The 23,723-nt window shown below is 39.3% G+C and carries 27 protein-coding genes, 1 pseudogene and 1 riboswitch; of the genes and pseudogenes, 9 read left to right on the plus strand and 19 right to left on the minus strand.

Features of this window, described 5'->3' with window-relative positions; all coding sequences use genetic code 11:
- Positions 1 to 131: 131 nt before the first annotated feature.
- The 7 genes and pseudogenes from ACXAFV_RS16675 to ACXAFV_RS16705 form a co-directional block, all read right to left on the minus strand.
- A complete protein-coding gene (locus ACXAFV_RS16675) occupies positions 132 to 932 on the minus strand; it encodes a PP2C family serine/threonine-protein phosphatase (protein WP_475128133.1) in 801 nt (266 codons plus the stop codon).
- Between the two features lie 3 nt (positions 933 to 935).
- Positions 936 to 1,124 (minus strand): annotated as a pseudogene (locus tag ACXAFV_RS16680) (hypothetical protein); the annotation flags it as partial.
- Between the two features lie 24 nt (positions 1,125 to 1,148).
- On the minus strand, positions 1,149 to 1,646 hold the full coding sequence (locus ACXAFV_RS16685; RefSeq protein WP_475128135.1) for an N-acetyltransferase family protein: 498 nt from the start codon (positions 1,644 to 1,646) through the stop codon (positions 1,149 to 1,151).
- Positions 1,647 to 1,769: 123 nt separating this feature from the next.
- Complete coding sequence (locus ACXAFV_RS16690; protein WP_475128137.1) at positions 1,770 to 2,252, minus strand: NUDIX hydrolase; 483 nt, start codon at positions 2,250 to 2,252, stop codon at positions 1,770 to 1,772.
- An 11-nt stretch (positions 2,253 to 2,263) separates the two neighbouring features.
- Positions 2,264 to 2,806 carry a DUF4269 domain-containing protein gene (locus ACXAFV_RS16695; RefSeq protein ID WP_475128139.1) on the minus strand — a complete coding sequence of 181 codons (543 nt, stop codon included), beginning with the start codon at positions 2,804 to 2,806 and terminating at the stop codon, positions 2,264 to 2,266.
- Between the two features lie 353 nt (positions 2,807 to 3,159).
- The gene (locus ACXAFV_RS16700; protein ID WP_475128141.1) at positions 3,160 to 3,582 is read right to left on the minus strand and encodes a VOC family protein; all 423 of its coding nucleotides are present in this window, start codon (positions 3,580 to 3,582) and stop codon (positions 3,160 to 3,162) included.
- A gap of 197 nt (positions 3,583 to 3,779) precedes the next feature.
- Positions 3,780 to 4,340 (minus strand): histidine phosphatase family protein, encoded by a 561-nt coding sequence (locus tag ACXAFV_RS16705; protein ID WP_475128142.1) that lies wholly within the window; start codon positions 4,338 to 4,340, stop codon positions 3,780 to 3,782.
- A 136-nt stretch (positions 4,341 to 4,476) separates the two neighbouring features.
- On the opposite strand from ACXAFV_RS16705, the gene ACXAFV_RS16710 reads away from it, so the two are divergent.
- Positions 4,477 to 4,947: a DinB family protein gene (locus ACXAFV_RS16710; protein WP_475128144.1), complete on the plus strand. Its 471-nt coding sequence runs from the start codon at positions 4,477 to 4,479 to the stop codon at positions 4,945 to 4,947.
- Positions 4,948 to 4,999: 52 nt separating this feature from the next.
- Here the strand turns inward: ACXAFV_RS16710 and ACXAFV_RS16715 are convergent, their stop codons facing one another.
- The 7 genes from ACXAFV_RS16715 to ACXAFV_RS16745 all read right to left on the minus strand — a co-directional run bounded on the left by ACXAFV_RS16715 (position 5,000) and on the right by ACXAFV_RS16745 (position 9,619).
- On the minus strand, positions 5,000 to 5,962 hold the full coding sequence (locus ACXAFV_RS16715; RefSeq protein ID WP_475128145.1) for a DUF2268 domain-containing putative Zn-dependent protease: 963 nt from the start codon (positions 5,960 to 5,962) through the stop codon (positions 5,000 to 5,002).
- A 140-nt stretch (positions 5,963 to 6,102) separates the two neighbouring features.
- Complete coding sequence (locus ACXAFV_RS16720; RefSeq protein WP_475128146.1) at positions 6,103 to 6,267, minus strand: hypothetical protein; 165 nt, start codon at positions 6,265 to 6,267, stop codon at positions 6,103 to 6,105.
- A gap of 299 nt (positions 6,268 to 6,566) precedes the next feature.
- Complete coding sequence (locus ACXAFV_RS16725) at positions 6,567 to 7,106, minus strand: GNAT family N-acetyltransferase (RefSeq protein ID WP_475128148.1); 540 nt, start codon at positions 7,104 to 7,106, stop codon at positions 6,567 to 6,569.
- A 16-nt stretch (positions 7,107 to 7,122) separates the two neighbouring features.
- Positions 7,123 to 7,680: a GNAT family N-acetyltransferase gene (locus ACXAFV_RS16730; RefSeq protein ID WP_475128149.1), complete on the minus strand. Its 558-nt coding sequence runs from the start codon at positions 7,678 to 7,680 to the stop codon at positions 7,123 to 7,125.
- Between the two features lie 121 nt (positions 7,681 to 7,801).
- Positions 7,802 to 8,848, minus strand: a complete 1,047-nt coding sequence (locus ACXAFV_RS16735) for a serine hydrolase domain-containing protein (protein ID WP_475128150.1) — start codon at positions 8,846 to 8,848, stop codon at positions 7,802 to 7,804.
- Between the two features lie 170 nt (positions 8,849 to 9,018).
- Entirely contained in the window at positions 9,019 to 9,507 is a 489-nt protein-coding gene (locus ACXAFV_RS16740; RefSeq protein ID WP_475128152.1) for a hypothetical protein, read from the minus strand.
- Positions 9,425 to 9,619, minus strand: a complete 195-nt coding sequence (locus tag ACXAFV_RS16745) for a hypothetical protein (RefSeq protein ID WP_475128153.1) — start codon at positions 9,617 to 9,619, stop codon at positions 9,425 to 9,427. Before ACXAFV_RS16745 ends, ACXAFV_RS16740 begins: the two co-directional genes overlap by 83 nt.
- Positions 9,620 to 10,054: 435 nt before the next feature.
- Here ACXAFV_RS16745 and ACXAFV_RS16750 point away from each other — a divergent pair, with 435 nt between their 5' ends.
- Positions 10,055 to 10,753 carry a DUF421 domain-containing protein gene (locus ACXAFV_RS16750; RefSeq protein WP_475128154.1) on the plus strand — a complete coding sequence of 233 codons (699 nt, stop codon included), beginning with the start codon at positions 10,055 to 10,057 and terminating at the stop codon, positions 10,751 to 10,753.
- 264 nt (positions 10,754 to 11,017) lie between these two features.
- Positions 11,018 to 11,197 (plus strand): hypothetical protein, encoded by a 180-nt coding sequence (locus ACXAFV_RS16755; protein ID WP_475128156.1) that lies wholly within the window; start codon positions 11,018 to 11,020, stop codon positions 11,195 to 11,197.
- 87 nt (positions 11,198 to 11,284) lie between these two features.
- Here ACXAFV_RS16755 and ACXAFV_RS16760 read toward each other — a convergent pair whose 3' ends face one another.
- The gene (locus ACXAFV_RS16760) at positions 11,285 to 12,577 is read right to left on the minus strand and encodes a hemolysin family protein (RefSeq protein ID WP_475128157.1); all 1,293 of its coding nucleotides are present in this window, start codon (positions 12,575 to 12,577) and stop codon (positions 11,285 to 11,287) included.
- A gap of 279 nt (positions 12,578 to 12,856) precedes the next feature.
- Here ACXAFV_RS16760 and ACXAFV_RS16765 point away from each other — a divergent pair, with 279 nt between their 5' ends.
- The 4 genes from ACXAFV_RS16765 (at position 12,857) to ACXAFV_RS16780 (ending at position 18,210) form a co-directional block, all read left to right on the plus strand.
- Complete coding sequence (locus ACXAFV_RS16765; RefSeq protein ID WP_475128158.1) at positions 12,857 to 14,521, plus strand: ribonuclease J; 1,665 nt, start codon at positions 12,857 to 12,859, stop codon at positions 14,519 to 14,521.
- A gap of 139 nt (positions 14,522 to 14,660) precedes the next feature.
- Entirely contained in the window at positions 14,661 to 15,905 is a 1,245-nt protein-coding gene (locus ACXAFV_RS16770) for an MFS transporter (protein ID WP_475128159.1), read from the plus strand.
- Between the two features lie 30 nt (positions 15,906 to 15,935).
- Positions 15,936 to 17,300: an amino acid permease gene (locus ACXAFV_RS16775; RefSeq protein WP_475128161.1), complete on the plus strand. Its 1,365-nt coding sequence runs from the start codon at positions 15,936 to 15,938 to the stop codon at positions 17,298 to 17,300.
- Positions 17,301 to 17,370: 70 nt separating this feature from the next.
- Positions 17,371 to 18,210: a dimethylarginine dimethylaminohydrolase family protein gene (locus ACXAFV_RS16780; protein ID WP_475128163.1), complete on the plus strand. Its 840-nt coding sequence runs from the start codon at positions 17,371 to 17,373 to the stop codon at positions 18,208 to 18,210.
- A gap of 125 nt (positions 18,211 to 18,335) precedes the next feature.
- Here the strand turns inward: ACXAFV_RS16780 and ACXAFV_RS16785 are convergent, their stop codons facing one another.
- Together ACXAFV_RS16785 and ACXAFV_RS16790 are read right to left on the minus strand one after the other, a co-directional pair.
- Positions 18,336 to 18,806, minus strand: coding sequence for a YndM family protein (locus ACXAFV_RS16785; protein WP_475128164.1), 471 nt, complete (start codon positions 18,804 to 18,806; stop codon positions 18,336 to 18,338).
- Between the two features lie 200 nt (positions 18,807 to 19,006).
- On the minus strand, positions 19,007 to 20,398 hold the full coding sequence (locus ACXAFV_RS16790; RefSeq protein WP_475128166.1) for a protoporphyrinogen oxidase: 1,392 nt from the start codon (positions 20,396 to 20,398) through the stop codon (positions 19,007 to 19,009).
- 363 nt (positions 20,399 to 20,761) lie between these two features.
- Positions 20,762 to 20,872, plus strand: a riboswitch (SAM riboswitch).
- 112 nt (positions 20,873 to 20,984) lie between these two features.
- Here ACXAFV_RS16790 and ACXAFV_RS16795 point away from each other — a divergent pair.
- Positions 20,985 to 21,206, plus strand: a complete 222-nt coding sequence (locus tag ACXAFV_RS16795; RefSeq protein ID WP_475128167.1) for a Fur-regulated basic protein FbpA — start codon at positions 20,985 to 20,987, stop codon at positions 21,204 to 21,206.
- 44 nt (positions 21,207 to 21,250) lie between these two features.
- Here the strand turns inward: ACXAFV_RS16795 and ACXAFV_RS16800 are convergent, their stop codons facing one another.
- Together ACXAFV_RS16800 and spoIIP are read right to left on the minus strand one after the other, a co-directional pair.
- Positions 21,251 to 21,577, minus strand: coding sequence for a four-helix bundle copper-binding protein (locus ACXAFV_RS16800; protein ID WP_475128169.1), 327 nt, complete (start codon positions 21,575 to 21,577; stop codon positions 21,251 to 21,253).
- 232 nt (positions 21,578 to 21,809) lie between these two features.
- Entirely contained in the window at positions 21,810 to 22,970 is a 1,161-nt protein-coding gene (gene spoIIP / locus ACXAFV_RS16805) for a stage II sporulation protein P (RefSeq protein ID WP_475128170.1), read from the minus strand.
- A gap of 489 nt (positions 22,971 to 23,459) precedes the next feature.
- Between spoIIP and ACXAFV_RS16810 the strand changes: the two genes are divergently transcribed.
- On the plus strand, positions 23,460 to 23,699 hold the full coding sequence (locus ACXAFV_RS16810) for a hypothetical protein (protein WP_475128171.1): 240 nt from the start codon (positions 23,460 to 23,462) through the stop codon (positions 23,697 to 23,699).
- Positions 23,700 to 23,723 lie beyond the last annotated feature (24 nt).

Here is a 23,723-nt window from a genome sequence, read left to right on the forward strand (position 1 = left end):
GGAACATCAAAAGTTTCATTTTTCTGGAAATAATCCGAAATGATAATCTACTGGTTTCAGGTAGGTTGAAATTGTTTCAATTTTGACTTATTGGAAGCCCTGAGGCAATCAACGACAGGATCTCCGAGGATCTATTTTAGATCACTCGGCATCGTAGCATCCCGTTTATTCATGACCTTCCAGGTAATGATCGTTGTGCTGTCCTTAACTTGATTGCTCTTAATTTGGTTGATAAGTTTATGTACCCCTTCTTCAACTGCCCCTCCACCGAACTCATCCCTGATCTCTCGGGGGTTATCATAATGTGTATTCAAACATTCTGTCAGTCCGTCCGTTGTCAAAAATATGTGATTTTCCCCTGTTCTCAATTCTTTTATCCCGGAGCTGTAACTGGGTACCGGCTTATTGAATGTACTGTTATTTCCAACCCATTCATAAAAACTTCTGTGATTCTGCTGAAATTCTCCCAGAGAAGACAATTCGGGATGGAATACATGAAGAATGCAGTCACCAATTGAAAACCACCATAAATAATTTTCTTTTCTCAGGACAAATAAGCAGGCAGTTTCTCCTTGGACTTTATTGGCTTTCTCTCTAAAACTGTCACTCTTAAACGTTCCGACTATAAAATCTTGTAACCCAAGGAATGATTCAAAGATTTGTTTATTTATGATTTTGTGAACAATTTCTTTGTTATTTCCGATCGTTTCGAGGACCAGCTCGACACTTTCTGCTGAGTCATGACCATCCAGAATGACGGCAAACTCCCATTCTCCCGGGGAGTACCATACAAGACAACCATCTTCGTTTTTATACTGTCCCGCTGTTGAATTCCCCCCAAATAAACCGATCACCATCTCTTCCTCAAGTGATTGCACATGAATTTCGTCAATATAGTTTTTCTGACTCCCTATCCATCTGAATTCGTTCATACATCATTCTCCTTTTACATTTCCTTCATGCAGCTTAATCACTTTATTAACCACGGTCTCTGCCGTTGTTTCCAAAGGGGGCATCCATAGCGAAGCAATCGGCCCATAGATTACAGGATTATATTCTAATTCATATCCGGCATATGGATAGACTTCCCTGATTGGCAAATATCCCATGTACCCGTTCGTATACACGAGGGATGGGCCTTTAGCTGGTTAAAGTAATTTGGACATATAGTATTCGTTATGTAATTCACCATTGATGATCAGAGAATTTCTCTTTGTGCCCTCTATCTCAAATCCGCTCTTTCGATAGAGTGCTATTCCAGGATTGTTCCTGGTGACTGCAGTAAGTTCCAGTCGTAAAATTCCACTCTTCCTTGCCCATTTTTCCACCGTTTGAAATAGTGCAGTACCCACTCCCTGACCTCTGTAATCTTTCAAGATTCCGATGACAAGAAAAGCTGAATGCTTTGTCCTTTTTACAGACCCGCCAATCGCCATCAGGTATCCAACTAATTTACCATCCTTCTCTGCAGTTAAGATCACAGCGTTTTCCTGCTTTTGTATTCGTTCAATCATCTTTCTTTGCTGCTCTGTTGAAGTCTTGCGTTCACCGGGTTCCATGAGCATGAATTCCGAAAGTTTTTCAACTACCTGGATTAAATTAATTAATTGATCAGCGTCTTCAGTGTGTACTTTTCTAATAATCATGTGACCACTCCGTTTTTTAATCTCTAAATTCATCTTCTATGTTATTACAACCCTTAATTCCTTTGTCCGCTTTGAATTTAAAAATATAAGTCTGCTGTTTACTGTTTGTTCATCATACTGACTTCACACTGTCCTTTTTACTTTCAACTCAAATTCAGGCTTAGTCACATACTCCATATAATTAATTTTTCCTTTAAAATCCAAATAAGCTTGATAACGGGTACGTATTGCAGGAGATTCAATGAATTCCAGCACTTTATCTTTTTCCACCCATCGACTATCGGTGGTTTCCTCAGAGATACCAAGCTCTCCGCCTTTATCATGACAAACAAAGTCAAACATGACCTTGGTGGGCACTTCTGTTTCACCATCATGCCATATATACCTTCCGGTGTTTGAGTATACACCGATCATTTGCGAAACGTCTGCATCTATACCGCTTTCCTCTTTTATCTCTCTTATTAACGCGTCCGTCAGGTTTTCTCCTGATTCTACTTGTCCACCCGGAATCTCCCATCCTCTATGAACCGTTTTTACCAGTAGAACATTCCCCTTTCTGTCTTCAACAATTCCTCCAACTGCCACGATATGTGTAGGCATTTGCATTCTATTCCCCCCTAGTCGTCAATTTTTATGATTCCTTCTTCTATTCCATAATGAATTAGTCCTTCAAAAGGATCACCGCTGATGTCGAGCAGTTCACAAAATGCCTCCTCTGTTTTACGCCCTTCCATTTTTAGATCAATCACCCTTTTTCTCAGCTTAGGTCTGCTTTCTAAAATGGCATGCTCAATTACCATATGTAAAAAAGCGTTTTGTTTAATAACGGGCTGTGACTGGCCAAATAATTCAAATTCAAAGCCCCGATATGTAAAATTCACTTTGACGACATAAGATCCCTTGATGATCTTACGTTTCATCATAAAATTTTCATTCCCTTTATATAATCGAAGAACTTCTTTTTCGAAGAATTGGAAATCATCCACCTCCATAATGATGTCCAAATCAGAAGTTTCTATATCTATACCAATAGGGATCGTTCCACATACAGTTGGATGAAATTGATGTAAATCCGTCAGCACATTCAATGATTGAATAGCTTTGTAAGCATTTTTCTGCTTAGAACTTCCCTTTTTCATATTTTCATAATGTAAATTCATGTGACTTCCCCTGCTTTATGTCATGTAATGCATCTACTATCTTTTTCAAGAGACCCTCAGAAAATAAGTAGAAAATTCAAAAATCACTTTTAATCTTAACATAATTTTCCTGATTTTTGTGAAAGCTCCTTAATCACACAATTTATTTTATGGGTGACCAAGTTGTTATAAATATCATTTGGCCAAACAAAAAAAGGACCTGAATTTTCGGTCCTATTCCCATCTTTGTTGAGTTTTCAAATTGATTTATATAAAGACGGTCAAATTTTTATCTTCACAATAAGACCATGAGTCAACTAATCTGAGCCTTTTCCTATTATTTAAAAGAAACACGACTTTCCATCTTATGAATACTACTTGTCTGTTTGAAGAAACCGCTCTTTAAAAACCGGACTTAATTCACTCCAAACATCAAACTTATTACCATCGGGATCGGTGAATACAAAGTTTCTTCCCGCATGTCCTCTGTTCTCTATTTCACTGACTTGAATTCCTTTCTTAGTAAAACGGTCATGAAGCGAATGTAACATTTCTAATCCATCCACTTCGAACGTCATCGAAAATCGTTCCTGACTCTTATAATCATAAAAGTTCGCCGTTTGTCCCTCTTTTGCCTTCACAAGAAACAAACTATGATTGGCCATATTAAGTATGGCTTTCTCTTCGTCTTTATAGTTCACCAACGCATCCAGGTTTACTGTATACCAGTCTGCAGCACGCGCCACATCATTTACCGGTATATAAGTTGTCCCCACTCTTATAAGCCTCTTATTCATTTAATTGCCTCCTTTAAACTTTGTATTCATTTCATTCAGCCTTCTGTTTATACTTAACTTAAAATCCAGTCTCCGCAGACATAAACACCAGCACAGCAACTGAGATTAGAAATTACTGAAGATTACTAAAGTATGTTCACAAGTTTCCTATTGTAAAACTGATAATCAACAACATATATACTATGAATGGTCAGTTATTATTTAACATTCAATTTTTCCGCAGTACGTTTTCTGTCAAACTCATATTTTTTGTAATCACCATTGTTTGAAGAAAACCTCAATATATTCTGATCTTCAGGCACACCTTCAAAATATGCGCCTATGCCGCCAGTCGTACATCTGTGCCCGGATAAAAATATGTTCATATCTTTTCCATCATAATTCTGCTCCAGCTCACCCATAAAGCTGAATACTCTCTTTATGTAATCTTGAATATCTTCCATTCCCTTGTATACTTTCCTGTCGGGAAGTATGCCATCCAACATTACTTCATGCTTCCTTAATCCGTCGGCTTCCCCTAAATCGAAAACATCCAGCCGGGGCTCAATGCTCGGCTGAATGCCCATTGCAATCTCAGCGGTCTGTATGGCCCTTTCCTGCGGAGAAGAAACAACATAATCGAAAGTGATCTCTTTTAAAAGTTCTCTTAAACGCTCAGCTTGCTTCCTTCCTTCTTCATTTAAAGGCAATCCGTTCCTTCCCTGAAGCCTGCCTTCTTTGTTGAGATCAGTTTCTCCATGTCTGACAACATAAATCATGTTCGGCGTCCTCCTCTTTTAAAAATCATAAGATATTGATTTATTGTAAGAATAGTATAGTATATAAAATATGGAAAATAAAGGTTAAACATGTTAGATTCTATTCTAAATAATAATAGATAAGGAGTTCAGTTCAATGATCAATCTTTTTTCATACAATTGGCAAGTAAGGGAAGAGTGGTTTGAATGGTGCAAAAATGTCCCAGATCAAGAATTAACGAAGGAACGGATTGGTGGCATGGGCAGTATCTTGCATAACTTGCTCCATATTATTAATTGCGAACGGATCTGGATCAGTCAAATGAACGGGACACCGCTCTTAAAGAAAGAATTTAATCAGACTACAACTCTTGAGGAAATCATCATAATTTCAAACGAAACGAAAGAAATCACCCGGGATTTATTGAATATTATTGAAGCTGACATGAATGAACAGCACTTTATGTTTACCTCGCGTAAAGGCGTCACATATGACCTGCCTTATAAAAAAATCCTCCTTCATATTATTACCCATGAAGTTCACCACATCGGTCAATTATCAGTGTGGTCCAGGGAAATCGGCAAAAAACCTGTATCATCTGATTTGATATTCAGGGACTGGCAGTGACCGATAAGAGAGCATTGAATCGTTTAATTCAATGCTTTTTTGTTTATGCCCATTATTCTACTAAATGCTTAAACTCACTTCCTTTAAGTATTTCCTCTGCATCCAGCTTAGTCCATTCCTCAACCGCAGTCCCCGGATGGGCGTCCAAATAACTTTGCAGGATACTGAATCCAATTCTGTAATTAGACCAATGAGGCAGCCCTTTAGATGGCTCACCTCCAAAGAACTCATGGTAAATTGATAAATCAAATGAGTCCAGATTCTTCTTCAACTCTGCCAATACAGCTTCCTCCGAAGCCTTCGGTAACGGCTCAGTCCATTGTGCATGATAGTCAGGGTAGACAATTCTCGCAAAAGAATCCGCTTTTCCTTCATTGAGGGTCAACCCTATTAATGGTTCAATCTGCATACCCTTCATTTCCATGTTTATGGCGTGATGATACTCATGAGCTACAGTATATTTTACAGCTTCTTCTGTAAATGCAGGGTCGATCTGAAGCAAAATAACTTCTTCACTAAATTTAACTCCCGAAATCCCTTCCATCTTTTCTGGGATAACGGTCATTTCCGGATTGCTTGGAAGCAAAAATATCACCTTGTCACCGCCGGCAATATGTTCAGAGGATTTTATCAGTGAAGCTTTGATCGACTCATTAGTCTGTTGCTGCTTTTGCAAAAGCTCAACAGTGTTTTCTTCAAGTTTCTCAACTTCTTGTGATAGGAAAAAATAATCAAAATAATAGGAGCCTGCATCTTTGTTCATTTCATCTAATTTATCCTGGAAAGGCTCAAGTACTTTATTAAAGTACAAGTCATTTGTGTTCAAGGAAAGATCTTCTTTTGCAGTAGTTGTATAATTCAACACTTCTTCATATAGAGGAATGACGTGAAAGGTCTGTCCATTATGGGTGAATTGTATGGAAGTTTGGGAAGGTATTTTCCAGTTTTCAATATCTTCTAGAGTCGTTGTTTTTGAACAGCTGATTAGCAATAATACAGGAATGGTTAGTAACATGAGATAAATTCGTCTAATGATACCCATCCCCTTTCCAGAGTCTTTACTCGTACATACGGACAAATTTCTGAAAAGTTTCATTTATTGTATTATTTGTAAATAAAAAACAGCCCAATTTGTGTATCTCAAATTGAACTGCTTCAGTTTAATGATAATATCCATTTAGCAATGATAAATGCATATAAGATGATCGCAACAATGATGACTTCCGCGGATGAGGATCTGTTTCTTTCCTTATCCCTTAATTTCTGTCTGTATTCATGCTGAATTTTAAATTGATTCTTTTTATTCCTCTCGGGTTTCACAATAGAGATCCCCCCTTTAAAAAATCTTATGTAATTAAAGGTTGGTTCATTATTGTCGGGGAGCTCTATTTAGTATTTTCAAAATAAAAGTAATAATCAGTAAGACAAAAGTGATCTGGGTAAATAAGATTGCACCTAAAAAACTCATGACGAAAAAGATGTCCACTGATCCATTTTGTCAGTCGCAGCAAAATGACTAGGAGTGGCATGAATAACAGGCAGCAAATCATCATCTTAAATGAAATCTTCAGATACTTGAATGTTGGATCATCATTCCTCCAAAAAAACTTCATATCGCCTTAAGTGAAAAACTCATTCTTGAGTATGCTCATTCTGATACGGTCAACGTATTCGCCATTTCTAAGTCTATCCTGTCGCAAAATCCCTTCATCAATATAGCCGAGTTGTCTGTATGACTTGATTGCCCTTTCGTTATCCGTTTCAACACGAAGCCATATTTTATTTAATCCAAGATCAGTAAAGCCCCACTTTAACATCTCGTTCATGGCAGCTTGTCCATACCCTTTTCCCCAATAAAATTTATTGCCTATCGCTATTCCCAGTTCCGCATGTTTATTGACTTTATCGATATTTTTTAAATCAATCCAGCCGATATGGACGCCTTCTTCAGTGAGAATGGCTTTCTGCTCATAGCCGTTTGTCCGTTTGATGCACATTTCAATCCATTTGGTTGTTTCTTCCCGTGTAAAAGGGGGATAGGTATCTGGCATATTTAAGTGCTTTGTAACGTCAGAATCCAGACACCATTGATATCTGTCATCCACATCTTCCATTATTAACTCTCTCAATCTGACTTTTGGCAGCACAGCATTAGGCATTATCCTAACTCCTTCTCTATAATGGTTCATTATTATCATTCTCAAGGACACTGTAAATGGCAGAATCCCGCCAGCCGCTCTTAATCAAGAGGTGTTCACGGAGAACTCCCTCTTTTTTCATGCCGATTTTCTCCAACACTCTGGAAGAAGCGATGTTTTTGGGATCACAAGTTGCCTGAATCCGATGCAAATGAAAGTGTGTAAAACCTACTTCAATCATTAATTTAGCTGCTTCCGAAGCAATGCCTTTACCCCATAAATCAGGATGCACGATATAGCCTATTTCACCCTTTTTATGGTGAAGATCACGTATATTCAATTCTACTGCACCGATCAGGCGGTTATCATCATTCGTCACAATTGCAAACACAAAGCGGGTTCTAGGGTCTTTTGATGTATCAGCCACTACTTCCTTTATGAACGATTTCGTATCCTCAACCGTATTGGGACCCCAGGGCTGATATTGACAGACAGATCCCAGAGATGCGTAATCGTGAACCTCTTTCCAATCGCATTCCATCATTTCTCGTAAACTCAGTCTATCTGTTGCGAGCAGGTGACTTGGAATTTTCATGAAATCTCCCTCACTTTTTGAAATTGGGACGCCGTTGAAAAAATGATGCTTTACATTAATAATAAATGAGGAGGCAACCGCTCCGTTATACCTCAGATTAATTCATTCCCTCTCACTATCATCAACAGTTGGTTTTAACAGATACCTGGTGTCTATATGCTAACATCGAATTCACCATATTACCGAAATATTTGATATCTTTAAGATAATCATAGCCCGGAGGGTTTCCCCTTTTGTTGTACATGCGCACAGCCACAGCATCATATTTCGGAATGACAAGGCAGGTACAGCCTGATGCGCCGAGAATTTGATACGATCCAGCCGGCAGCTCTTCACCCAATTCACTATTCTCAAAAGCATTCTCATTACGGAACCAAAAGAATCCATTTTGCGGAGTATTCCTTAGTTGTTCAGGTGTCTGAATGGCAGTTGTCATTTCAAATAGAGATTCTGGAAGATATTGTTTATTTCCGATACGTCCCTTTTTTAAATGAAAATATCCCCAATGAGCAAGTTCTCTTGTACTGACGAATAAATTTCTTTCAAAACCAGTGTGATCTTCAATCCTGATATCCGGCTCATTTCTCTCATTCACATCCGCTGTGAGATGTTGCCCAGGTTCTGTTTCCCATCCGGTTTCAGTAAATTGAAGAGGATTGAATACGCACTCTGTAAGGATTTCATTTACCGTTGCGCCCGATACCTTCAAGATGATTTTATACAACAAAGAGAGACCTGCGCCGTTGTAATCCCATACTGTCCCCGCGGGGTCTGACATCGCAATTTCCACCTGGTCATCATTCAGTCCGTGCGTATGGGTCACAAGATGGCGGATCGTTATCCCATTGTAGAGCTCATTTTCCCCCAAAAAGGTGGCAACCGGTTCATCTAAACCGGCGATTTTCCCTTCTTGAATCAGGATTGCTGCAGCAAGCCCTATGTAGCTTTTACGCACGGAATAGACATTATAACGTGTCGCTTCGTCTACTTTTCTATGTGATGAAGGATCTATCCCTTCATACCATTCCCCGATCACTTCCCCGCCCTGAATGATGTAGACCGAACTTGCAGATGCTGAAATTTGATTTTTCACCTTATTTACGTAGTTATATAGCTGCTGTATTTCTTGAGACTCTCCCCTGGCCAACAGCTTCTGTATTTTATTCATATGTCTGACTCACTTCCGATCGATTGATAAAATATATAATTGTAGTCCAATAGTAAAATTATTATCGTATGTCTAAAAGACCATATATGAAAGGAGTTTCAATAGAAAGGTACGAACTGCCGATTTATCGAGACAGATCAATCACTAAATGCTGATATAGCCTGAGTAAACTATTCTATCGACTTCGCCATCTGAATCAATCGTCCCCTGCTCAAATCACGGGGAGTCACTTTAGGATGATAAGTTATCCCGTAATACACGCCTCCCTGTCTCCAATAGAGCTTTCGTTTGCCATTGTCACTTGGTATATACTTACCCGCTATACCACTTCTAATTTCCAATTTCTCGCTATCAGCCTTACTGCGGAAATCTTCTTCATAATTCGCCACACTGTATACCAGAGTTTCTTTATCCTTATTCATCAAGGTTATTTTGTAATGTTGTTTCGTACCGTCCCTCGTCAATTCGGTATCGAATATTTTCATTTCTTCAAATGGGACAAGTACTGGTACCTTTGATTCAAACGAGAGAACCTCAAGTTTGGCAGACAATTCCGTATCGTCAATACTGAACATTTCACGCGTCACATCTGCCCAGATGATAAAAATCAGAAATCCAATTACTATTCCAGTCAATATGAATGACATTCTCTTCCACATCTACTATTACCTCCAATTTTCTGGTGCGATCTTTATTTTTCCTTCCTGAAATGGCTGCAGCAATTCCTGTAACCAAAGGAATGCAGATGATGATCCATGTCCAATAGCTCACCATATCCCCCCTTTGCTGGTTTAAAAAATATTGGTTTATGCTATTCTGCTATACAGATTTCCTTTCCACGGTACGTTACAGATAGAGGCTCCACTACCTCAGTTATCTGAAGCAAGGTAATATGCCCTGTAAAAATAGTTAAATCTATGTAAGTCTGAGCATAATTTCTTTTCTGGATCCTTTTCCAGCCGGCGTGATTAACATATTTTCTTTTCATCTGTTTCCCCACGTCTTATGAAAATTAGCTGCGCATGCAGCATCTAATAATATTACCATATTTCCCCTTATAATTGTTCGAATAATAAGATAAATACATCATCTATATCGATAACTTAATTAAGCATACCGGTTATCTAAAAGCTCTTATTAAGTGTGATAAAAAAACCTTTTTAGGAAAAGGTATACAAAATCGATGGAAAAGAGGCGGCATTAAGCATGAGTGTATCGGAGTTGGCCATTAGGCTATTATTGTCCTTCATGACTCTGTTATTACTGACCAGATGGATGAGCAGAAAATTACTTAGTCACATGACTTTTTTTGACTTTATCTCTGGTATTACAATTGGAAGCATCGGAGCTAATTTAGTGTTCAATCCTTCACTCAGCATCCGGAATGGACTGCTTGCATTACTTGGGTGGAGCATCATAACCGTAACTATCGGCTACATCGATATTCATTCAAAGAAAGCAAGAACCCTCCTTGATGGAGAACCGAGAATCCTCGTAAAAAATGGAAACATCATGGAAAGTCAACTTAAAGCTGTGCGTCTGGATGTGGATTCATTGATGTCGTTGCTCAGGCAAAAAGACGTTTTTTCACTACAGGATGTGAATTACGCCATCTTTGAAACGAATGGTGAATTGTCTGTTTTAAAAAATGACTCTCAAGAGGAGATTACGAAAGCAGATCTCAATATTGCGCCTATAAGTCCTGCAGCTCCTCCCATAGGAACGGAAGTCATCAGCGATGGAAAACTGGTACACTCAAACCTAAAAAAACTGAACCTGACTGAACATTGGGTTCTTCGTCAATTGACTGAAAAGGGAATAGATAATATTCAAGATGTTTTTTATGGAGAAATAAATAAAGACTGTATGCTGATCATTGATAAGAGAGACGATTTAAACTCCTGATGAGAATCTCATCAAATTATCAGCGGTGTTAAAGCTGAGTCTACTAAGTTAATAAAACTAAATCAACTTTTAATAAATATATATCCAGGCATATACTTGATGGATTTAACGCCCTTAAAATACACACCAATCAACTATTCACATCCCCCTCCCCACTTTTTATAAATATTATAATTTTATAACATCTAAGTGTAATATCTTGAAAAAACGAGCTTATAATGATTATAATTATCTTAATCATTAATCAAGGAGTGGATGGATTGAATGGACACCCACAGGAGTAAAAAAATTTCTAAACTTTACAGAAAGATGATTACTTCTGAAAAGACGAAGGCCTTCCTTATTTATAAAGGCCTTGATGAGAAAACAAAAGAGGAATTGCATACGTTCATGAAAGATATGAATTCACCTCATTATGAAATGCTCGTAGATAAAACCATCTGATACTGTTATTTAACCAACATATAAAGTAAACTATAAAAGGCAAAAAGAGCTTGATTGAATCAAGCTCTTTTTGCCTTTTGTCTGTGGTCAGTTTAATTTCTTCACATCCAAATAATGAATATGATGGCCGTCTCCCTCTTGGACAGTAAATAAAAAACCATTATCCGTTTTGATTTCCTTATTCTGCTGATTCATACTTTCCTCTAGATACCATCCTCCGATGGTATCGATACTGTCATGAAATATATTTGTATCAAGCAGTTCGTTTACTTCGTGAAGCAGCAGCTTAGCGTCAATGATGTAATGGTCTTCCCCCAGTTTCTGAACTTCAGGGATTTCATCTTCATCAAACTCATCCCTTATCTCACCAACGATTTCTTCGATAATATCCTCTACAGTCACTAACCCCGACGTCCCTCCATATTCATCTAAAAGCAGCGCAATATGTACACGTTCCTTTTGCATCTTAACCAGAAGATCATGGATGGGAATGGTTTCAATCACCCGGATGATCGGAATGATGAAAGGTTCAAGGCTGTCCTCTTCTATTTCCCTTACCATTTTCGCCGTCAAAAATTCTTTCACATTGATAAACCCATACACATTGTCTTTATCTCCATCTTCTACGACAGGATAACGAGTGTAATGCTCAGAAGATATAATCCCTTTAATATCTTCGAATGTCGCATCTTTTGAAATGGTAACCATTTCTGTACGGGGGACCATGATTTCCCGCGCAATCCGTTCATCAAATTCAAATATATTATTCACATACCTTAGTTCGGATTTATTGATCTCACCGCTTTCGTAGCTTTCCGATAACAGGATTCTGATTTCCTCCTCTGAATGGGCCAATTCGTGTTCAGAAGCCTGCTTGATGCCGAATAACCCCACAAACACTCTGGCTGCCCCATTTAACAGCCATATAAAAGGAAACATGACTTTATAAAAGAGGATGATCGGACCTGCGAAAAGCAGCGTAATGGTTTCTGCTTTTTGTATGGCTACTGTTTTTGGTGCCAGTTCACCTGCCACGACATGCAGGAATGTGACTAAAGCAAAAGCTATTCCAAAAGATAATATTTCCGTCAGTGATTCACTTAATTGAAAATATTCAAAGGAAGGATGCAACAATTCTTCTATGGTGGGTTCCCCAAGCCACCCGAGTCCCAATGCCGTAACGGTAATCCCCAGCTGACATGCAGATAAGTACTCATCCAGATGCGAGATCACCTTTTTGGCAGAAACCGCTCCTTTCTTCCCTTCAGTTACGAGCTGATCGATCTTGGACGTCCGTACCTTTACTATCGCAAATTCAGTTGCTACAAAAAACGCCGTCATCGCTATTAATAATACAAGCAGAAAGAGATTCAATGCCATTATGTATCGTCCTACCCAGTAAGACGTTCACCTCCTGGTTTGCTAATAAACTGTAGAATAAATGCAATAAGGCCATTGAACCTTATTCATTCCACTAAAGGTTTGCTTTAATACCATACCCTGTCATTCAAAAGAAAAACGCATGATTGTCGGCAGATCAATGGATGGGATTGATTAAAATGATTCTCCACTCTTTCAATATGCCATTCATCTCACCCCGGCTCATGAAACATGATTTGTCGGGAATAATATAGACACCACCACAACAGGAGGCATAACATGAACCATTTACTCTCTATCTTTGCCCTCGGAGGCATTAATGAAATTGGCAAAAATATGTATGTTCTGCAATATGATGATGACATTTTCATCGTTGATTGCGGCGGAAAATTTCCTGACGAAAGTCTGCTGGGTATCGACCTTATCATACCTGATATCTCGTACTTAGAGGAAAACAGAGATAATATACGCGGACTGATTGTCACTCATGGTCATGAAGATCATATCGGCGGCATCCCTTATCTACTGAAAAAAATCAATATGCCAGTATACGGTACCCGTTTTACTCTAGGTATGATCGAGTTGAAGCTCGAAGAACATCATTTGATGAGAGATGCCAGCTTGATCACGATTGATGAAAACTCTGACCTTCAGCTGGGGTCGATCGGTATTTCTTTCTTCAGTGTCAGTCATAGTATCCCTGACTGCCTCGGAATTGTATTTCATACTCCCCAGGGGAATATTGTCCACACGGGGGACTTCAAGTTTGATCTCACACCAATGAACCATCAACGCTCTGACCTGCATAAGATCGCGGATATCGGAAGGAACGGGGTGCTTGCACTTTTATCAGAAAGTACGAACGCTGAACGATCTGGACTGACACCTTCCGAACAAATGGTCGGTAACCATATGGATGAAGCATTCATGAAAGCTGATGGTAAAATTTTCGTTTCTACCTTTGCTTCAAATGTAAATCGTGTCCAACAGGTCGTCAACGCAGCCATCCTGACGAATAGAAAGTTGGCACTGCTGGGCAGAAGCATGGTGAATGTCGTGAATGTAGCAATGGAAAGGGGCTACTTGACGATTCCGGATGGAATGCTGATTGGAGCCCGTGATGTAGATACACTAGACCCTGGTCGCGTTGCAATTCTATGTACAGGAAGTCAGGGTGAGCAGATGGCGGCGCTTGGCAGGCTTTCATCCGGACAATACCGGGATGTATCCATCCATCCAGGGGACACTGTCATTCTAGCCGCTTCCCCTATACCTGGTAATGAAAAGGCTGTATCAAAAATAATTGATAACCTGTTCCACTTGGGAGCATACGTCATATACGGATCGGGAAGTACGACAGGTATGCACGTATCAGGCCATGGCTATCAAGAGGATTTAAAATTGATGCTCACACTGATCAAGCCAACATACTTTATCCCGATACACGGCGAAAACCGGATGCTGCATCATCACCGCATGCTGGCTGAAAGCGTAGGCGTTGAAGCAGGAAATACATTTATATTAAAAAATGGGGTGGTCGTCGATTTCGAAAATGGAATCGCCCGTCAGACAAGAAATGTTCCTGCAGGAGATACTTACGTAGATGGAATCAGTGTGGGTGATGTCGGATCCATCGTCTTGAGGGACCGTAAACAACTTTCAGAAGATGGAATGGTGGTAATCGTCTTAACCTTTAATAAATCGGACCACCGGATCATTTCAGGTCCCGACACGATTACCCGAGGTTTTGTTTTTGTCAAAAGTTCTGAAAATCTCATTCAGGAACTTAACACACTGATTGAAAGAACCGTCAGCGAATTGCTTCCTGAAGAGCGCCGGCAATGGAGTGTCCTGAAACAAAGCATCAAAAGATCCGTAGGTCAGTACCTTGTAAAACATACAAGAAGGAAACCGATGATACTCCCAATCATTATCGAGGTTTAATTTATAAGAAGTTGTTCTATCAATAAGTTAGTTTGTCCTTATTACTTATGGAATTAATTAGCCATTGCCGCCTGTGCATGAATTACGTTCAATGGCCAAATACTTTATTTGTAAATCAGAATTTTTATGAGGTGGCAGCATGGACGAACAATGTAGGAACACGAATAAGGTCAGTATTGGGTGTGTAGTCAGCATGGCTTCCATACCATTAGTCATGACGCTCGGGAATTCAATGCTGATTCCTGTGCTGCCTATTTTTGAGAAAAAGGTCGGTATATCTTCTTTTCAAACAAGTATGATCATCACATCATACTCCATTGCATCCATCTTTCTCATACCAGTTGCAGGCTATTTGTCGGATCGTTTCGGAAGAAAGATCGTGATTTTGCCAAGTCTGATTCTTGCCTTGATAGGGGGACTTATTTCAGGCTATGCCTCCTGGAAAATGAATGATCCATTTGCATGGATCATTGCCGGGCGTGTCTTGCAGGGAATCGGTGCGGCCGGGGCTGCACCGATTATTCTCCCTCTCGTTGGAGATCTCTATAAAGATGATGATGAGAAAACCAGCTCTTGTCTCGGTATCATCGAAACGTCAAACACTTTCGGGAAAGTGCTCAGTCCTATCCTGGGTGCTGCTTTTGCTGCTTTTTTATGGTACCTCCCTTTCTTTTCGATTTCTTTTTTCAGTCTGATTTCGATCTTATTAGTTCTGTTCTTCATCAAAGTACCAAAGATGAAAGATGATCCGCCTGCCTTGAAGGCATTTCTCAAAAATACCAGAAAAATCTTTAAAAATGAAGGTAAATGGATTTTTACCGTTTTTACCATCGGAATCTTTGTCATGTATATACTCTTTGCTGTCTTATTTTTCTTATCTGATATTCTTGAAAAGACGCATAATCTGTACGGGGTAAAAAAAGGGTTCGTCTTGGCGGTCCCACTCCTTGCTTTATGTATTTCTTCGTTTATTACTGGACGGAAGATTAAGGGTGATTTAAGAATAATGAAAATAATTATGATAGTCAGCCTGCTCGCAATTGCTTCAAGTGTTCCATTTGTCGGTTTCATGAGTAAACGCTTGATTATTCTACTTGCTGTAACAAGCTATCTTGGGTCGTCGATTGGCGCACTGCTTCCGACACTGGACGCAATCATTACCGAAAATATTGAAAAAGAAGAACGCGGGACGATTTCATCGTTATATAGTTCATCACGATTTATCGGTGTCGCTGCAGGCCCGCCTTTGATGTCGATCTTTATGAAGACTTACCTTAACGAAAGCTTTATTGGTGCAGGAATTTTATCTCTTGCCGTTGTAGTAATGGTGTATTTTTTTATCAAGACAGATGAAAAACCGCGATTGAAAGAAGCGATAATATAATCCGCTTGAAATGATGAAAGGAGAGGTCGAATGGCAGATCAATATACAGGATGCAATAATGCAAAAAGCTCTAATTCAGTAGATGAAGGCAACATTAGCTGGTGGCACCTCTCTCTTATCGGGGTGGGCTGTACCATAGGAACCGGATATTTCCTTGGCTCTGCAATTGGAATAAAATATGCAGGGCCATCCATTGTATTCTCCTTTATCTTTGCTGCAATTGGAACGTATATCGTTTATAACCTTCTTGCGAAAATGACTGCGGAAGATCCCCAAGAAGGCTCTTTTTGCTATTATGCTTCAAAAGCCTTCGGAAAATGGGCTGGATTTAGCTGCGGCTGGAATTATTGGAGCTCAAACATACTGATAATGGGCAGTCAGTTGACAGCTTTGGCAATTCTTTCTCAATTTTGGTTTCCGCGAATTCCACTATGGGTTTTTGCAGGGGTATATGCCGTTCTCTCCCTTTTGATTGTTCTCCTCGGAAATAATGGCTTTGACAAAGCGGAAGACATTTTCGCCATTATAAAGACAGCGGCCATCATTATGTTCATTGTGATTGCTTCACTTGCTCTTTTTGGAGTGATTGAAGGCAAAGGAACACTTCCGGAGTTTTCCTTTAATCATGAAGCATTTTTGCCTGAAGGGATGAAAGGATTATGGTCGTCATTGATATATGCATTTTATGCATACGGAGGAATCGAGGTCATCGGGCTGATGGCCATTCAGTTAAAGGATAAAAAGGATGCTCCCAAGGCGGGGAATGTCATGCTTATTATCCTGACATTCATCTATGTGGCATCTTTGGCACTGGCTGTATTACTTATTTCTTTAGATGCTTTCAATGATAAAGAAAGTCCATTTGTAACGGCACTGAGTGTGTACAATCTACCTTTCTTTCCACATGTATTCAATGGTGCTATCATCATTGCCGGCTTTTCAGCTCTCACAGCTGCTCTCTTCGCGGTGACGAATCTGCTAGTCTCTCTAGCTAAAGAAGGCGACGCCCCGAAGATCTTCGAGAAGAAACTGAAGAAGCCAAAGGACCTTCCCCTTCCATCCTTGGGGCTTGCAACTGCCGGTCTGGTTGCTTCGATCGTTACTGCCCTCCTCTTACCGGGAAAAGTGTATGAATATCTCACCACAGCTGCCGGAATCCTGCTTCTTTACAACTGGGCATTTATCATCCTGTCGGCTTTTAAAATCTTAAAACAAAAGCGATCAGGCATATTCCTTGGCATAGTAGGATTGGTTCTTCTGCTCTGTGCTGTTACAGGAACAATCATGGAGAAAAGTGTCAGATTCGGCTTTTATATCTCCTTATTGCTGGTGTCTGTGATTGCACTCGTCACCTATTACATGAATAAGAAATGGAAGAAGGAACAGACAGCCTAAGTTCTAAACAATATGAGCAACATCATTTAAAAGCGAAACTTATTACACAATGCAGTTGGGAGGATTACCAATGAAACAAAATCAAGTATACTGTCATAATGAATTTGCTCTATTAAAAGAAGTGATCTTATGTCCGCCGACCTATATGAAAATTCTTGACGTGATTAATGAAACTCAACGACGTTATCAAAAGGAGAACATCGACGTAGATAAAGCCGTCTCACAGCACAAAGAATTCCTGAAAGTGTTAAATTCGAACGGGATTGAAACTCACTTACTATCTGCGAACGAAGCATTTCCTGAACAAGTCTTTACAAGAGATATCGGGTTTACAGTCGGGGAAACATTATTCATCTCAGATATGAAAATGCCCGTCAGACAAGGTGAAGAAAGTGTATTGAAAAAATGGCTGTCAGACCGTGGACTGACATACATAGATCTCGTAGAAGATGAAACAGAGGGCGGTGACGTGCTTGTACATGGGAAAACGGTCTACATTGGCTTGAGCGACAGAACGACACCAGGTGCAGTTGAACAAATCCAGTTACACCTACCGAACTATGACGTCATCTCCCTGCCGATTCATGAAGATATTCTGCATCTTGATTGTATCTTTAACATCCTCTCCGATAAGCACGCACTTATCCACCGCGAAGGATTACAAGAAGAAGACGTGAACCGCCTCGCTTCCAAATTCGAATTAATCGATGTCTCCCGGGAGGAACAATTCACGATGGGAGTAAACGTTCTTTCAATCGGAAACAAGAAAGTCATAAGTCTGCCAATAAATGAGGAAGTCAACGGTAAACTTCGCGAACGTGGGTACGATGTGATCGAGGTGGAATTTGATGAAATCATAAAGTCCGGCGGATCGTTCAGATGCTGTACTCTCCCGCTGATAAGGGAGTAAATGTATAACAAGCAGTGCTGCACTTAGTCTGACACAAAATGATCCAACAATTTTGTACTCCCAAGGTGAAATACAATATGTAAAAAAACAAACCCGATGATTCCTCATCAGGTTTGTTTCATGTATTATTCCTTGTCTCTGTTTTTTAGATGAAATTCATCAGTTAGTTTCGTTGGAAATTCCGGGTGAATTTGTTCTGAAGCTTCTGTCTGATATTGGAGATTTGTCGGAGCTTTTCTTTTATTTGAACGGTTTGGCAAGATATCACGAACGACAAAGCGATGGAAAAACAGCTCAAACACCATTAAAGCGAGAGCAGCAAGAATGGACCTCGTTAAGTAAGTACCGCCATCCGTCATACCATCAGTCATAAAGTATATAAAGACAAACGCAAGTCCGAAATCAGCCAGTGCGGCTACTGTATTACTTGTTCTTGGAAGCAAAAACAGGTCTCCAAGTACATAAGCAATCGATCCTAACACTAATGATATAAGAAAAACATCTCCAAAAGTAATGGCTTGAACACCTGCAAGGACCAAATATAAAAGGACAAATGTCGCCACAAATTTAATGGCAAATGCTTTAATATGCTTCATGTGCAATCCCTCCTAAACTTAGGTTTCTCTATTTAAATGAGATTATGCTTAAGAAAGGAAGATGTTTCTCACATGGCGATGTTGTATCATTACATTGTTACAATGACTTTTTTAAAACTTCACTTCCTTATTTAAAGAAGTTCAAAGAACTCCCAATAAAAAAGCTTGAATTCCATTTAGGATTTCAAGCCCAAACACACTTATCCAATTACTTTTTCAATGATGGCTTCCGCCGTCTGCTTCCCATTTTGAATACATGCCCCGATCCCGACTCCGAAATAAGAGGCTCCTGCCAGCATCACATTCGGATAGTGCTCCCTAATGGTATGTTGCAGTGAATCAACTGCCTGGCTGTGCTTCAAGTGATAGTTCGGCATAAGATTCTTCCAGTCTGTGACCTTTACAGATACAGGCACTTCGTTAATCCCCAGACTTTTTGAAATATCCTTTAGTGCTGCCTTTGAAAGATCCTCTTCACTAAGTTCTTTTAATTCTTGGTAATGAGGATTGGAGCTTTTATAAAATAATCTTACCAATAGTTCATGATTATCTGCCGTATGTTTCCATTTTCTGCTTGTCCACGTACAAGCATCGCACATAACATCACTGCCATGCGATGTAATAAATCCGGTCCCATTGGCTGGAAGAATATCATCCTTCACCTCAAACCCAACGTAAATACTAGTGAGAGAAGAATTTTTCAATTGACTGAAATGTTGATCCAATAGTGGGTCGCTAATAATCTTTTGCGTAACATCATGCGGTGTTGAGAAAACTACATAATCAGCATTCAACTTCTTGCTGTCAGCAAAAGTTAGCTGGTACTTATCTCCATGCTTCTTCAGGTCAATTAGTTTTTCACCCTTAACCATGTCAGCATCTTTTATGACCTGTTCCAGTCGATCGATCAGTGCAGATAATCCACTTCGAAAAGAGATGAATTTTCCTTTCGAGGAACTTTTGAATCTTTCTTTATTCGCGTCAAGACCTTTAATTATACTTCCATATTGAGTTTTATAATCCAACAGGTACGGAAGTGTAGAAGACATCGTCAAGTCATGAAGTTTTCCTGAGTACACCCCCGATAGGACAGGTGCAATTTGGTTCTCGACGAGTTCACGCCCGAAGAAAGCTTCTAGAAATTCACCAACCGAACTCTCCTTTGTAAACACCTTGTTGGGAGTATGCAAATCCTTTAGTGCTTCACGTTTGCCCTCATCTGAAACCAACGTACTCTCCATTATCGAATCAATACTCATGGGAATGCCAAAAATGGTGTCTTCCGGAATTTTATGCAGCTTCCCGTTTGTATAGATATACGATGTCCCTGTTTCGTTATAAACCATTTCTTCCTCAAGCTCTAATTCTTCTATTAAAGGCAGCACACCCTCATTGCGTGCAACAATAGAATCTGCCCCCGTTTCCATGATGAACGGATGTTCCTTTTCCGTTTTTATCTTTCCGCCAAGCTCCTGGTCACGCTCAACCAGGGACAATTCGATCTCAATATTCTTTTCTCTTTTTAATTTATCAAGATGGTACATCGTTGTCAGTCCTGTGATGCCCCCGCCAACTACAACAACCTTTTTCATCTTACTTCACTCCATATGCAGGTTTATATCATTAGCCTATCATTTTTCATTGTGAAATCATAAACAAATACGGAAATTATTGTGACTTTTTATTGAAGGTTATGTGTCAGGGAGCTTTGAAGACTTAAGTATGGGTAACTATCAAGTTTTCTGAAAAAGCTGATGGCTGAATCGATTAGCGATTGGATTTTGAATGTATTTACGTTTATATAAATCAAATAAATAAAGGTGTTATTTTCAACTTCGGTTGAATTATTTTCAACATTAAATATAATTCCTTTTTAACTTCTCGAACCCAATACCCACTTGACAACTAAGAATACTATGTATTAAAGTGTAGTTAACATGAACTAATTACATAATTGCTTATCAAGAGAGGCAGAGGGACTGGCCCGATGACACCTCAGCAACAGATTCTACTTAAGTGGAACACTGTGCTAATTCCATCAAGCGGATTGCTTGAAAAGATAAGGTGAAGTATAAAACTGTTAAAACCTTCTTCTTATCTTTGGAAGAAGGTTTTTTGTTATATAGTTTACAACAGCCTTCTCTCCTGCAAAAATATGATAAAAGGAGTGCAAACACAATGGGACAAATCATTTGCCAGGACATAGAAAGACGCCGAGAGGAGCTTATAAACAAACTGATCACCTATAACATTTTCAAGAAGAACGACAAACAACTTTTTGAATTGACCATTCAAGAACTCGAAGATGAATATAAAGAACTAAAATGCCATTGTCATCCCCATAGCGGCACGTCATCCATCCAATGGAAAAAGATAAAGGCCCGTCCCTCAACACGTTAAAGTGCTGCAGGACGGACCTTCACAAATTCAAGCATTTTCAAACCTTATGCGATGTTTCTGCAGGCTTCAGCGCACTTAAAGCAGGCATCTGCGCATTTTTGACAGTGATCGTGGTCGTGCTTTTTGCATTCGTTTCCGCAAGCTTCACAGATGGATGCACATACTGAAGCAAGTTCGGAAGCGAACGGCGTCCCTCTTACCAGTGCCTGTTCTAAAAATCCGCACATGTCTGAACATTCCCGGTCTAAACGGATACAGTCAGCCATCATTTTGATATCATCTTCTCCAAGGCATGCATCGTAACAATGGTTACAAGCTTCCATACATTCATGCAATGTTTGTACTAATGATTGATACTTTTGGTGTGACATTAATTAGTTCCTCCTTGTTTCATGTTTTTTATTCTTTATCCGGATTTTCCCTTTTCCAAACAAAATTCCCAGAATTCGTTTTAATACATTTGCAAACGGACTATTTACCCGGATAAATTATAGTTTCCCGCCTTTTTTGCAAAGAATATGCAAATTACGCAAAAAAAGTTTTTTGCATATGTTTTCTCCCATAAAAAAAGCTGCCTTATCACAGCAGCTTTATGCGAATACCCTATCCATTCACTTCTACAACATCCGCCTTGTAAAACTCTGCAAAAATCTCTGCAAATGCTTCAGTAGAATTATAGAGCTCGACTAAATTATTTTCTACACCACCGAATTCCAAGAGCATGGCTCGTTCGGTCAAGTCCTGATTATAGACACCGTTTCCTTCAGCTTTCGTTTTAACAAATACTCCTCGACTAATACCAGGGTACTTCTTTTCGAGTGCGCTATTCAATTCTTTTGCGATGGCCAGATTCTTTTCGAAATTCTTATTTTCTTTTCCCACGATAAAGAAGAGGCGTGCATACTGCTTCCCATTTATTGTTTTAGTGGTGATTTCCCTTGGCTGGGAGTCACGATGAATATCAATCAGGTAATTGAGGTCATTATTTACGGCAAGAGCTTCCTGAACTTGCTCCCTTGATAATTTATAGGATTCATAATAGGTCCAGTTCTTTTCTTTTAAAGCCTGCGTAGTATCTGTCTTATCCTGTACGGCACCAATCCCTCTTTTCGCAAGTTCTTGCTGAAGCTTTGAACCGATCGCAATGACGTTTACCTTTTCATTTGTACTGGCAGGATTTTCGGTTTGATTGTTTTTGATCAGTGGGCTAAATGCTTCCCAGCTGTGGGAATGATAAATAAAGACAGACTTTTTATCAACTTCTTTAATGTCCTCTCCACTGTCGCCATTTGCACGGTCAATCTGATTCTGATCGATTTCCTGATTCTTCAATTGTTCCTCAGTGGGTGCCGGTGACTCAACAGGAAGGTTGGTAATATCCGTCCCTTTCCCAGCTACGGCAATCTGGGTATGGTAATTTTCGATCCCTGGTATCTCTCTTCCAAATAAACTCCTGGGATCAAACAACGAGACATTGGTCACGCTCTCAAGCCAGTCAAAGTCTGACTCCAACTCTTCTTCATTCATTACCCTGAGAGGAGTAATCTCTTCAGATATCAGCTTCAAAAGGGTCTCTTTCGGTACCATATCAGATACTGTCGAGTAAAACAGCGTGTCCACCTTGAGCTTGATCGCCGTCGCTGAAATGAGCCACACGGAAAAATAAAGAAAGATGATCCCGAGAACAATCATTCTTGCTAAAGATTTCATAGTCACAAATACTAGTAGGGGTAGGGTGCTATCTTTTCTGGATTTGTACGCCATGAATGAACTCCTATACTTATAAGATTTACTAGTTCACTATATGCGCAACTTGTAGAATATAGAATTGATAGTAAAAGGTTCATTCTTCTTTACTGGAGGGATTAATATAAGAGGACAGTGTGAATCACACATTAAATATGTAAATGCTACTGTTATCAAAAAGATTCCGACAAAATTCATCATTTTCCTTCGTTTTTCATAAGAACTTTGATGGTATTTTTTTTTGGTTCGACAGCTTCCTTCACCCTGGAAAACTTATAACCGCAACCCTCTACCATACTTAACCTCCACAAAAGGTAAAATAAATTCATTTCAACTTATGTACTTAAAAAAATTAATAAGTTTCGAGGAAACAATTTCGACGTCCCTGATAGGTATATAAATATTCAATTGTATGATATAATTAATACTTAATCAAGATTAAATTATTTTGGGTCTACGAGACTGTTTTTAGTCAATCCCTCTATAATATAGAAGGGAGACGTTTTTATGTCATTCGATACAATTTTACGAATGCTCAAAACTCAAGTGGATTTTAAAGAAAGTGAGATCATTCACACTTTCAATTTGGACGATCAGACGCCTGTACTTTCAGTCTTATACCACTTTGACACTGAAACGTTCTTGTTAACTTATATAGAAACTCAGCAAACCAAGAAGTACACAGATATAAATAAGTTGGCAGACATTATTGAACGATTCCTTAACCAGCAGCCACTGAAAACATAATTATAGATTGACCGCCCCGTTGCA

The sequence above is a fragment of the Rossellomorea sp. ABR4_012 genome, from assembly GCF_056159545.1.